Origin of the sequence: Paraburkholderia sp. Ac-20347 (assembly GCF_017104805.1) — a bacterium.
Taxonomy (GTDB): domain Bacteria; phylum Pseudomonadota; class Gammaproteobacteria; order Burkholderiales; family Burkholderiaceae; genus Paraburkholderia; species Paraburkholderia tropica.
The window spans coordinates 1-11,884 of sequence record NZ_JAAGPN010000249.1 but is presented as its reverse complement, the minus strand read 5'-3'; the positions used below and the strand labels follow the sequence as shown (position 1 = coordinate 11,884).

Annotated in this window: 11 protein-coding genes and 1 pseudogene; 6 read left to right on the top strand and 6 right to left on the bottom strand. The window is 65.4% G+C overall.

The features are described from left to right. The 3 genes from G3N97_RS31085 to G3N97_RS31075 all read right to left on the bottom strand — a co-directional run. On the bottom strand, window positions 1-996 hold a 996-nt coding region (locus tag G3N97_RS31085), incomplete at its 3' end, for a substrate-binding domain-containing protein (protein ID WP_205996789.1). Between the two features lie 1,082 nt (window positions 997-2,078). After that, window positions 2,079-2,351 carry a hypothetical protein gene (locus tag G3N97_RS31080; protein WP_205996788.1) on the bottom strand — a complete coding sequence of 91 codons (273 nt, stop codon included), beginning with the start codon at window positions 2,349-2,351 and terminating at the stop codon, window positions 2,079-2,081. 377 nt (window positions 2,352-2,728) lie between these two features. Further along, on the bottom strand, window positions 2,729-2,977 hold the full coding sequence (locus G3N97_RS31075) for a hypothetical protein (protein ID WP_205996787.1): 249 nt from the start codon (window positions 2,975-2,977) through the stop codon (window positions 2,729-2,731). A gap of 604 nt (window positions 2,978-3,581) precedes the next feature. Between G3N97_RS31075 and G3N97_RS31070 the strand changes: the two genes are divergently transcribed. From G3N97_RS31070 to G3N97_RS31050, 5 genes are all read left to right on the top strand, one after another. Then, window positions 3,582-4,196, top strand: a complete 615-nt coding sequence (locus G3N97_RS31070; RefSeq protein WP_205996786.1) for a glutathione S-transferase — start codon at window positions 3,582-3,584, stop codon at window positions 4,194-4,196. 216 nt (window positions 4,197-4,412) lie between these two features. Next, window positions 4,413-4,610 (top strand): hypothetical protein, encoded by a 198-nt coding sequence (locus tag G3N97_RS31065; RefSeq protein ID WP_183038814.1) that lies wholly within the window; start codon window positions 4,413-4,415, stop codon window positions 4,608-4,610. A gap of 262 nt (window positions 4,611-4,872) precedes the next feature. Further along, window positions 4,873-6,291, top strand: a complete 1,419-nt coding sequence (locus tag G3N97_RS31060) for an FAD-containing oxidoreductase (RefSeq protein ID WP_205996785.1) — start codon at window positions 4,873-4,875, stop codon at window positions 6,289-6,291. Further along, entirely contained in the window at window positions 6,288-6,725 is a 438-nt protein-coding gene (locus G3N97_RS31055; RefSeq protein WP_205996784.1) for a cupin domain-containing protein, read from the top strand. Before G3N97_RS31060 ends, G3N97_RS31055 begins: the two co-directional genes overlap by 4 nt. 33 nt (window positions 6,726-6,758) lie before the next feature. Continuing rightward, window positions 6,759-7,238, top strand: a complete 480-nt coding sequence (locus tag G3N97_RS31050) for a metallophosphoesterase family protein (RefSeq protein ID WP_205996783.1) — start codon at window positions 6,759-6,761, stop codon at window positions 7,236-7,238. Window positions 7,239-7,344: 106 nt separating this feature from the next. Here the strand turns inward: G3N97_RS31050 and proP are convergent, their stop codons facing one another. The 3 genes from proP to argA form a co-directional block, all read right to left on the bottom strand. Continuing rightward, a complete protein-coding gene (gene proP, locus G3N97_RS31045; RefSeq protein ID WP_110328252.1) occupies window positions 7,345-8,811 on the bottom strand; it encodes a glycine betaine/L-proline transporter ProP in 1,467 nt (488 codons plus the stop codon). Between the two features lie 662 nt (window positions 8,812-9,473). Further along, a complete protein-coding gene (locus G3N97_RS31040) occupies window positions 9,474-9,749 on the bottom strand; it encodes an oxidative damage protection protein (protein WP_065060302.1) in 276 nt (91 codons plus the stop codon). Between the two features lie 41 nt (window positions 9,750-9,790). Further along, window positions 9,791-11,194, bottom strand: a complete 1,404-nt coding sequence (gene argA, locus G3N97_RS31035; protein WP_205996782.1) for an amino-acid N-acetyltransferase — start codon at window positions 11,192-11,194, stop codon at window positions 9,791-9,793. A 23-nt stretch (window positions 11,195-11,217) separates the two neighbouring features. Between argA and G3N97_RS31030 the strand changes: the two are divergent. Continuing rightward, window positions 11,218-11,884, top strand: a pseudogene (locus G3N97_RS31030) (hypothetical protein); the annotation flags it as partial.

Genomic DNA, 11,884 nt, shown 5'->3' with positions numbered 1-11,884 from the left:
GGCCGCGATCGTGCCGCCTTCGCGCAGCGTGTGCGGCAGCGCGAGGCCGAGCGACGGACCCGAATACTCGCCGCCGATGCGCGCCATCAGCCGCTGCCACGCCGAGCGGCCGATCTCGCCGTTGGGCGTGCCGATGCTCGCGAGCGGCGGCGCGAGCAGTTCGCTGACCGCGAGGCCGTCGAAACCGAGGATCGACATGTCCTGCGGCACGCGCATGCGCGCGCGGCGCAGGCCGCGCATCACCACCATCGCGAGCAGATCGTTGCTGCAGAAGAGGGCGGTGGGCCGTTGCGGGCCGGTCGTCAGATGCGCGAGCACCGACGGCGCGAGTTCCGCTGCGTTGAAATCGATTTCGAGCGCGGGTGCGGGCGTGAGACCCGCTTGCCGCATCGCCTGCGCGTAGCCGGCGTGACGCTGGCGCGCGCGGTCGGAGGCGGCGAGCGTGCCCGCGAGCATCAGGATGCGTCGATGGCCGTGGGCGATCAGCGTGCGCACGCCGTCGAAAGCGGCCTGGTGGTTATCGACGGACACCGACGGGCGGCGCTTGGTGTCGTTGTGCATGAGCACGTAGAGCGGGCCGTCGGCGTCGATTTCGTCGAGGAGCGGGTGCGTATCCGCGTCGGCGACCGTCAGGATCAGTCCCTCGACGCGTTGCGCGCGCAACGTTTCGATCGCGTGGCGTTCGCGCTGCGCGTCGTACTGCGTCGTCATCAGCATGAGGCGGAAGCCTTGCGCGGACGCCAATTCGTCGATGCCCTGCAAGCATTCCGCGAAAACCGGATTGGCGAGCGTCGGCAGCACCACGCCGATCAGACGCGTGCGTTCGCCGCGCAACTGGCGGCCGAGCGGGCTGGGGCTGAACTTGAGCGCGTCGATGGCTTCGCGCACGCGGGCGAGCGTGACCGGATTGACCGTGTGCGGCGCGTTGATCGCCCGCGACACGGTGGCGATCGAAAATCCTGCGTGTGCGGCGACATCTTTGATGGTTGACGTCATGCGGCTGGCCCCGAGCGATGTAAACGTTTTCGACGGGGCCGATTATGAGAAACGCGTATGACGGAGCGATGACGGACAGGCGCTTGGGAGGGGCGCGGTGCAATGGTAGAATCGCGTCCGCCCTGCCGGGGTGATGAAATTGGTAAACATAGCGGACTTAAAATAATTTGAGTGCCCAGCCGGAAACGGCCGGTGCAGAACCCCTCAAATTCGGCGAATCCCCTGGGGCCCGCGGGCACCGAGGCAACGCCGAGCCAAGCCGGCTGACGCAGCATGCGTCGGCGCGGAAGGTGTAGAGACTAGACGGGGGGCGCCTAAAGTTGGCGCGGCGTGTTACGCGAAAGCGGCACGCGGCGATGGCGATGGCGAAGGCATAGTCCAGCGCACGAACGCCCGCCTCGATGAGCGGGTGGCGTCGAAAGACGTAGTGTGACGAAAATCCGCCGCCTCACGGCTTGCCGGTTCGAGTCCGGTCCCCGGCACCAGATGTTGTTGTTCTTCCAGTGTGTAGCGCTGGAATCATGAAACCCGCGATAGCGTCACGCTTCGCGGGTTTTTTGTTGGGCGCGCGGGAAAGCAGCAGCGGGAATGTGGCGGGAACGCGGGTAACGCGCTGGATGGCGAAAAAGGGCGCTAACAGGGGCGTTCGAGCGAAGGCTTCGACTCAGGCTTCGGCGTGCGCGGCAAAGCGCAATGCGCGCGCGTTGCGGCACGAAAATCCACGCAATCGCAAAACCATCGGACGCGCCAACAAAGCGCGACTTCCCGGCGCGCGACGCCGGGCCGATGACCTTTACGCAATCAGCGGCTGCCGATCTGGCCGGTTCGCGGATTCACGAGCCGTGCAAAGCCGAACAAAGCAGCGATGGCGACCGGCGACGCGATGAAGAAGGCGGTAAGCATGATACGAGTTAAGACAAACCGTAACAAAGTGTTAAGGAAGTGTACCTCGGGCATGCGGTTTGAATATCAGGGAGAACGACAACAAACTGTTGCGCGACCGCAAGGTTGCTGACGAAAAACCTCGGGCTTACCGGCGGAAAGGCTTGTGGGACGGGGATTTTGGGGTAAAGCGGGGAGGGTCAGATGCAGTCGAAGATTACTTCTACTGTTTGCGAAGTCACGCCGCGCAGGCCTTCGCTATGGACCTGGATGGCGTGCATTTCCTTTTTGCGCTTGTGGCAATAGGCTTGCGCTTCCTTGAGGCTGGTGCTGCGCACGTGATTCCAGGATACGAAATCCCAGCGCGCACGACTCGTTACCGAAAGATGGCCATCCTGTCTCGAATTCACTCCGGTTACCGACGTGCACGCCGTCAGCATGCCAACTCCAAGCAGCAGGATCCTTCCTTTCATGAATTCCCTCCGGATTGCGCACCATTGTCGCTGCCAGGTGCGCGCATTGGCAACCCGAAAGAAAGGTTCTCTAACATGCGGCTTCCGCGCGTGCCGCTAGGGCGCAGCTATCGCGTCGCCGCAGGGTGCGCGCGGATGCGCAAACGCGGTCGGCAGCAAGGGAATCGGCGGGAAATGAGGATGCCGGACGGCATCAACGGTTGGCCCGGCTGGAAGCGGGCCGATGCGCCAGCGCGCAGCGAGCGGCGAAGTCGGAAGCTCACGAAACGTTTCGCGTAGCGCGAGCGGGCGCACGAGGCGTGCGCCCAGTCACACAGCCAGCTGGGCGTGCCGCCAGACCCCTCCCGCGGAACCCGGCCAGCGACTCTGGCCAGGCTTCAGTCGTGTGCGACGACCTTGCCGACCTGCGCTTCACCCGACACGAGGCAGGACGAGAGGAAGTTTTCCCCCTGACTGCGCGCGCCGAGGGTCGTGAAACCGCGCGCGAGCGCCTCGAGGCGCACGAGTTCGGAACCCTTCGCGCAGCTGACCGAACTGGCCTCATGCGCCTGCACGCGAGTCAGAATCCGGTTCCCGAGGAGGAGGGCGAGGACGATGACGATGCCAACATTGAATGCTTGTCTCATGATTTCATCTCCTAGTGCAATCAGACTAGCGCAGCCTTACGCCGTACGAATCCAGGAGTTTCCCGGCGATGCACTGCAACACATGCGGCGTACGAAAAGCCCTGTAAATGCAGGGTGATTAATGATTCGGCATCCTGCTGTTGCTGCTTGCTGTCCGGTGCGCCTTGGTGGGCGCGGACCCGCGAATTCCGGGCGTTCCGGCGACACGGCCATTGCGCCGCAACATTGCCGCGTCGCGTCACGTGCAAAGTCAGCTAACGAATCTTGCTCCAGAGCGGACAGTCGGCGCGCGTGACACGTCGACACGGCATTTTTCAGGCCTGTTTTCGCGATAGATGCATGCATGAACCTATGCATATTCCGTCCCAAAAAACACGGTCTAAATGACGCGGACTGTCGTCTCCTGATTCCTACGATCGATCAGATTCAGGCTCCAGCGATAATCAGATGGCCTGAGCAATTTCGACGAAAAACGGAAGCGCCGACAAGCCTGCTGTGTCCCGATTCGTGACGCCGCTTTGCGCTTCATCAATCCGGCTTGAAAACCGCTGGCCGATGCTGCACCATCGATGGTCCGGTCCTTTTTTTGCGAGCGAGGTGAACAATGCAGTTGATTGGCATGATGGATTCCCCTTACGTGCGTCGCGTGGCGATTTCGCTGCACGTCCTCGGGCTGCCGTTCGAGCATCAGAGCGTGTCGGTGTTCCGGCACTACGATGCGTTCGCGAAGATCAATCCGGTCGTCAAGGCGCCGACGTTCATCGACGACGACGGCACGATGCTGATCGACTCCACGCTGATTCTCGATTTCCTCGATCACAAGGTTCCGGCGGCGCGCCGTCTGATGCCGGAGGAGACGCAGGAGCGCACGTTCGCGCTGCGCGTAAACGGTTTCGCGCTGGCGGCGATGGAAAAGACCGTGCAGCAGGTGTACGAGCGCCAGTTGCGCCCCGAGGATCGTCAGCACGAGCCGTGGTTCGAGCGCGTCCGCGCGCAGATGCATGCGGCGTACGCCGAACTGGAGCGCCTCGTGAGCGGGCGCGAGGGCTGGCTGTGCGCGGGGCGGATCACCCAGGCCGACATCACGGCGGCGGTGGCGTGGCGTTTCACGCAGCACATCCTGCCGGGCACGATCGAACCGGGGCGCTATCCGGCGCTGGCCGCGCTGTCGTTGCGCGCCGAGGCCCTGCCGGAATTCGTCGCGACGCCGCTGGAGTGAGCGCGCCGACGTGACCGACGCGACGGGCGCGAACGGATCCTGAAGGGCAGCGTTCGGCGCGCAACCCCGTCCGGCGCGCCCCTGCGACGATTGTTCGCGTTTGACGACAAGTGACTTCGCGTCCAGCCCATTTATCGGCGGACGCTACATTCCTAGAATGGCTTCCATGGAATCGCCGCTGCGTCATGCAGACGCGGCGGCCACAGCGGAGCCGTCATGAAATCCTTTATCGAACGACAACTGTATCAGCCAGCACTGGTCCTGCCGATGGTGGACCTCATGCAGCTGATGGTGTCGCTCGACTTCAACATGAGCCAGGTCGGCTTCATGGTCGCCACGCGCGGCGCACGCGCTGCGGTGCTGCGTTCGCGCGAACTCTGGTGCGCGAGCCGCGGCTGCGAGCGGGTGCACTGAGCTACCCACCTTTTTTAGTTTCCCCCCCGACGCGCAGCGGCATCGCCCGTTTGCTGTTGTGGCGTCACCCTGTGAGCCGCCTCATGTTCCGAGGCGGCTCTTTTTTTCGCCGATTTCCGTGAGTTTCTGCGTGAGGCGCTGTTAGCCGCGCCGTTGGCCGCGCTCGCGCGGCGCGTGCGCAGCGCGGCGTAAGATGGCGCGAGCGCGGCATGCGCCGTGCGCGACCTGGACCCTTCACACGAAGCACACGAAGGAGAGCGGCATGGCACAGCGATTCGATGCGATCGTGATCGGCACCGGGCAAAGCGGTCCGCCGCTGGCGGTGCGTCTCGGCGCGAGCGGGCGCAAGACGGCGATCATCGAGCGCGCGCAGTTCGGTGGCACGTGCGTGAACGTCGGCTGCACGCCGACGAAGGCCTGGGTGGCGTGCGCGCGCGCGGCCCACGTGGCGCGGCACGCGGGCGAGTATGGCGTTCGCATCGGCAATGGTGCGCTCGGCGCGCATCGCGACGATGTCAGCGTCGATCTCGCTTTTATCAAGGCGCGCAAGGACGCGATCATCGGTGCGTCGCGCGACGGCGTGGAGCGCTGGCTGCGTAACGCTAAAAACGTCTCGGTGATACAAGGACACGCGCGTTTCACCGGGCCGCATTCGCTGAGCGTGACGTCCGCGAACGGCGAGTCCGACTCGCTCGAAGCCGACGAGATCTTCATCAATACCGGCACGCGCGCGGCCGTGCCGCCCGTGCCCGGACTCGACCGCATCTGGTACGAAACCAACTCCGGCATCCTCGACCTCACCGAATTGCCCGCGCATCTCGCGATCTGCGGCGGCAGCTACGTGGCGCTCGAATTCGCGCAGATGTTCCGCCGGTTCGGCAGTCAGGTCACGGTGCTGGTGCGCGGCGAGCGCATTCTCGCGCGCGAAGACGACGACGTCGCCAAAGCCTTGCAGGATGTGCTCGTGCGCGAAGGCGTGGTGTTCCGCTTCGGCGCCTCGCCGAAAAGCGTGGCGCCGCTCGGCGCGACGCCCGCCGACGGTATTCGCATCGAACTCGGCAACGACACGCTCGACGTCTCGCATCTGCTGTTCGCGACCGGCCGCATTCCGAATACCGACGATCTCGGCCTCGACGTCGCGGGCATCCAGCGCGACGCGCACGGCATCATCGCGGTCGACGGCCAGTTGCGCACCAACGTCGACGGCGTGTGGGCGCTCGGCGACGTGAACGGGCGCGGCGCGTTCACGCACACGTCGTACGACGATTACCAGATCGTCGCGGCGAATCTGCTCGACGGCGCGCATCGCAGCGTCGATACGCGCATTCCGGCCTACGCCGTGTTCGTCGATCCTCCGCTTGCGCGCGTGGGCGCGAGCGAGCGCGAGGTCCGTGCATCGAAGCGGCCCGCCTTGATCGCGACGATGCCGATGTCGCGTGTCGGGCGTGCGCGCGAGCGCGGCGAGACCGCGGGTTTCATGAAGGCGCTCGTCGATGCGCAGACGCACAAGATTCTCGGCGCGAGCCTCTTCGGCATCGAGGGCGACGAGGCGATTCACTGCTTCATCGACATCATGACCGCCGACGCGCCCTATACGACGCTGCAATACGCGATGCACGTCCATCCCACGGTCAGCGAACTCGTGCCCACGCTGCTCGACGGACTGAGGCCGCTCGAATGAACGACAGTACGGCGCAGCCGGGTGGCGGCAAGACCGGCAATCTCTTTTCGGCGATCGACGTCTATGCGGGCGACGAGCGTTTCGATGCGCTGCTCAAGCGCGACGGCGTGCTGATCGAGCGCATCGTTTCGACGGGGCAGACGAGTCCCGAGGGCTTCTGGTACGACGATCCGCGCGAGGAATGGGTGGTGCTGCTCGCGGGCGCGGCGGCGCTGGAATTCGAGGCGCAGGGGAGCGTGCGGCACGGCATGCTGCCCGGCGACTATGTGCATATTCCGCCGCATTGCCGGCATCGCGTGGCGTGGACCGATCCGGCGCTGCCGACGGTCTGGCTCGCGGTGTATTTCGATACGCGTGCCGATGTTTACGATGAGGTTCACGATGAGGTTCGTAACAACAGCCACGCGGCTGCGCAAACCTCCACGAACGGGTAAGGTGCGGGTGTTCCGCCACTCGACCACGTTTCCATGTCACGCCAGACGCCGCTGCGCATCGCGCTCGTTTCCGACACGCACAATCTGCTGCGCCCCGAATTGCTGAGTTTCGTCGACGGTAGCGATGCCATCGTGCACGCGGGCGATATCTGCGAGCCGGGCGTGCTGGAGACGCTCGCACGCATCGCGCCGCTGACCGCCGTGCGCGGCAACAACGATCGCGGTGCGTGGGCCGAGGCGCTGCCGGTGCAGACGCGGCTGGAGATCGGCGGGATCGCGATCGCGGTCGTGCACGAATTGCCCGATCTGCGCGGCGATCCGCGCGCGGACGGCGTGGCGATCGTGGTGAGCGGGCATTCGCACAAGCCCGCGCTCGACACGCGCGACGGCGTGATCTACGTGAATCCGGGGAGCGCGGGACCGCGCCGTTTCAGCTTGCCGATCTCAGCCGCCATGCTGACGATCGATGCCGACGGCGCGCCGCGCATCGAGCACGCACGGCTGATCAAATGAAGCACGCCGGGCGCGCATCGCACGAACGCCAGACGCAAAAAAGCCAGCGTAAAGCTGGCCTTTTTCATGGCGTCGCCGATTCGGGAACCGGCGGTCCGTGTGCGACTTACACGCGGGCGGGCATGGCCGTCGCGTAGTCGTCGTCCATCTCGCGGGCGAGACGCACGCCGCGCAGCACCGCATGCGCTTCGGCCTTGGTGCCGACGCTCGGCGCCGAACCCGGCAGCGGACGGCGCGCCGTTTCGTGCAGCGCCAGCACCGAGACGATACCGACGACCGCCGCGCCCATCAGATAGTACGCGGGCATCATCAGGTTCTGCGTGTGCTCGACGAGCCAGGCGGCGACCAGCGGCGTCGTGCCGCCGAACAGCGACACCGACACGTTGAAGCCGATGGCGAGCGCGCCGTAGCGGATCGCGGTCGGGAACAGCGCGGGCAGCGCCGAGGGCATCACGCCCGTGAAGCACGACAGCAGCGTGCCGAGAATCATCAGGCCGAGGAACACCGGCACGACCGCGCCCGTCTGGATCAGCGTGAGCGACGGAATCGCCAGCACGATCAGGCCCACACAGCCCGCGAGCATCACCGGCTTGCGGCCGATGGCGTCCGAGAGGCGGCCGAACGCGATCGTCAGCGGCACCATCAGCACCATGACGGCAAGCACGAGGAAGAGACCGTGCGTTTCGTTGAAGTGCAGCGTCGCCGACAGATAGCTCGGCAGATACGAGAGCGCCATGTAGTCGGTCACGTTGAAGATCAGCACGAGGCCCACGCACAGCAGGAAGGGGCGCAGATGCTGGGTCAGCAGCGAGCGGAGCGTGAGCTTCGGACGCGCGGTTTCTTCGGCTTCGCGCAGTTCGGCTTCACGCTTGAACGCCGGCGTTTCTTCGAGCTTCGTGCGGATGTACAGGCCCACGATCCCGAGCGGACCCGCGATCATGAACGGCACGCGCCAGCCCCAGTCGAGCAGTTGCTGATGCGAGAGCAGGGCGGTCAGCACGGCGACCGTGCCCGCGCCGAACACGTAGCCCACCATCGTGCCGCATTCGAGGAAGCTGCCCATGAAGCCGCGGCGCTTGTCGGTGGCGAATTCGGCGATGAAGGTGGCCGCGCCGCCGTACTCGCCGCCGGTCGAGAAACCTTGCACCAGACGCGCGACCAGCAGCAGCACGGGCGCCGCGATGCCGATCGAGTGGTACGACGGAATCAGGCCGATGGCGAAGGTGCCGCAGGCCATCATGATCATCGTCATCGCGAGCACGCGCTGGCGGCCGATACGGTCGCCGAGCGGGCCGAACACCATGCCGCCGATCGGGCGCACGAGGAACGCGGCCGCGAACGTGCCGAAGGTGGCGATCAGCTGGGCCGACGGGCTGCTCGACGGGAAGAACACCTGGCCGAGCGTGACGGCGATGTAGCTGTAGACGCCGAAGTCGAACCATTCCATGGCATTGCCAAGGGCCATGGCGCCGACGGCGCGTTTGAGGAGGCTGTTATCGACGATCGTGATGTCGTCGAGGGTAAGGTCGGACTGGGCCGACGCGCCGGAAGTGGAAGCGGTCAAGGTCTGCATCTCCAATGACTGCGACGAGCTCCAGGAGAGCTCGCCACGGTTGCCGGAGAGTGCCGTTTCGCGATAGCGGCAGCCGTTCGTGCGCGGCGCGCGATGCGCATGGGGTCGCCTGGGCGAAACCCGAGCCAGGCCGGACGCGCGATGAACGTGATCCGGCGGCGCACGAAAGTGCATGCTGAAGTGTCGCGAAACGACACTCGATCGAATTGTGATTAAGCTTGGCGCCTGCGTGGCCGTAGAGGGGGGCAGGACGCTTGAGGACACTGGGCTGTCACGGAGTGTGACTGCAAAGTGCCGCTGAACGAAAAAGAATCACCGCGTGGCGGCGCGTTCTTTTTGTGCGAGCGCATTCAGCTGGAAAGGCGTTTTCGGGCGCCGGACTGAATGCAATTGATGGCTAATGCCTGTTGAACGAAGCGACATGATAGCACGATAACGGAAGATCGTGCAAACCGACCCGTCAGTCGGAGCGTCGGGGAGGCGCGCCAGCCCTTATGCGGCAAGGGATTCCGGCGATTTCGCGGTGCAGCAAAAAACACCGGTCACGTTGACGAAATGCATAAATCGCGCGAAAAAAAACCGCGCACGAGGCGCGGTTTTTGCGGTGCTTTCCACGGCTTCCAACGGCAAAGGGCCGGATCGAAGCGCGGATGGGCGGGCGATCAGCCCTGCGTCGGCGGCACGAAGCCCGATGCCTGATCGGCGCCTTCGCCGAAGAAGTACTTTTCGGTCTGCTTCATCAGGTACTGACGCGCGCGCGGATCGGCCATGTTCAGGCGGTTCTCGTTGATCAGCATGGTCTGCTGCTTGAGCCAGCCCTGCCAGGCTTCCTTCGACACGCTTTCATAGATGCGCTTGCCGAGTTCGCCCGGCAGCGGCGGAAAATCGAGACCCTCGGCTTCCTTGCCGAGCTTCGCGCATTGAATCATACGGGCCATGCTGTGCTTCTCCTGTAGTCGTATGGGGATGGGCGGCGCGCTCAGAGCTGTTTCATCAGCACGAGCGACTTGCGCTGCCAGTTATAGAGGCGGCGGCGGTCTTCGGGCAGGTCGTCGACCGTGGCCTTGACGAAGCCGCGCTTGAGGAACCAGTGTTCCGTGCGCGTGGTGAGCACGAAGATGCGCGTGAGGCCGCGCGCGCGGGCGCGCTGCTCGATGCGGCGCAGAAGGCGCTCGCCGTCGCCGGAACCTTGCGCTTCGGGCGAGACCGTGAGGCACGCCATTTCGCCGATGCGCTCCTGCGAATACGCGTACAGCGCGGCGCAGCCGAACAGCACGCCATCGTGCTCGATCACCGAGAAATGGTCGATGTCGCGTTCGATCTGGTGACGGCCGCGGCGCACCAGCGTGCCGTCGCTTTCGAGCGGTTCGATCAGCGTGAGAATGCCGCCGACGTCGTCGGGCGTGGCTTCGCGCAGACTTTCCAGATTCTCGTACGAGATCATGGTGCCGACGCCGTCGTGCAGGAACAGTTCGAGCAGCAGCCCGCCGTCGAGCGCGTAGGGAATGATGTGCGCGCGGCCCACGCCGCCGCGGCAGGCGCGAATCGAGTGCTTCAGATAGAAGCCCGCGTCGCCGAGCACGGTGCCGCCTTCCTGGAGGCGGTAGGCGTCGTCGAGCGACATTTCGCGGATCAGTTCGCCTTCCTCGTCGATCAGACCCTGCGTTTCCGTGAGGAACACGATCTTGTCGGCGCGCAGCGCGATGGCCGCCGCCGACGCGACGTCTTCCATCGACAGATTGAACGCCTCGCCCGTGGGTGAGAAGCCGAGCGGCGAGAGCAGCACGAGCTTGCGGCTCGCGAGCGAATGGCGGATCGAGTCGGCGTCGATCTTGCGGACCACGCCGGTATGCTGGAAGTCGACGCCGTCGAGAATGCCGACCGGGCGCGCGGTGACGAAGTTGCCCGACACGACGCTGATGTGCGCGTGCGCCATCGGCGTGTTCGGCAGACCCTGGCTGATCGCGGCCTCGATGTCGAGACGCACTTCGCCGGCCGCTTCCTTCGCGGATTCGAGCGCGCGGGCATTCGTGATGCGCATGCCGTGCGAGAACTCCGACTCCACGCCGTGCAGACTCATCTGCTCTTCGACCTGCGGGCGCGAACCGTGCACGAGCACGATCTGGATGCCCATGGCCTGGAGCAGCGCGATGTCGGCGACGAGCGCGTTGAGCAGGTTCTGGTGCACGACCTCGCCGCCGAATCCGACGACGAAAGTCTTGCCCTGGAATGCGTGGATGTAGGGCGCGACCGATCGCATCCAGTCGACGAACTGTGCGTGCTGCGCCACCTGCTGCGCGGCTTGCTGGGACGCGGGGTCCGAGGCGGCGGCGGAGGCCGGCGCGCCTTGGGTGGCGGGGACGAGGTCGGTTTGGGAATTCATGCCCGGGATTATAATGCGCCCCCATGTCGAATGTACCCAAAAGACCTGCCTCGGGGCAGGGCAGCAACACCCCTTCCGGCGATGACGCCGTGCACGGCGGCGCGCGGGAAAAGCGCGGCGCGCAAAAGTACGGCGCCGCGCAGGCCGATACGCAGAAACCGGCGTCGCTGGACCGGCTCGCCGCGCTGATGGGCAGCGGCGCGCTCGGTGGCGCGCGCGTGCAGGATCAGCGTGGGAAACAGGCGCCCGCCGCGAAGCCGGCCGAGGTGGCGGCGCCGCATGAAAAGAATGTTGCGCCGGTGGTGACCGTGGTGTCGGACGCGCCTGCCGTGAAAAAGCAGACGCCGGTGACGGCGCAAAAGTCGTCGCCGGTTTCGCAGCCTGCTTCTGCGGCTGTTTCTTCGTCTGTTTCTCAAACTGCTCCGCAGACCGATTCGCCGAAAGCGCCGCAAGCGCCGCAGAAACCCGATTCGCGTGTGCAAGCGCCGCGCGAGCATCGCGAGAATCGGCAAGCGCCTCGCGCGCCCGCGCGTGATCAATCTCAGCGTGCGCCGCAGTCGGGCGAAGCTTCGCGCGGCGGCGATCGCCAGCCGCGCGAGCCACGTGAGCCGCGCGAGCCACGCGCTTCCCGAGAACAACGCGAACCTCGCGCCGAGCGCGCGGAAACCCCGCGCGACCCGCAAGCCGCCG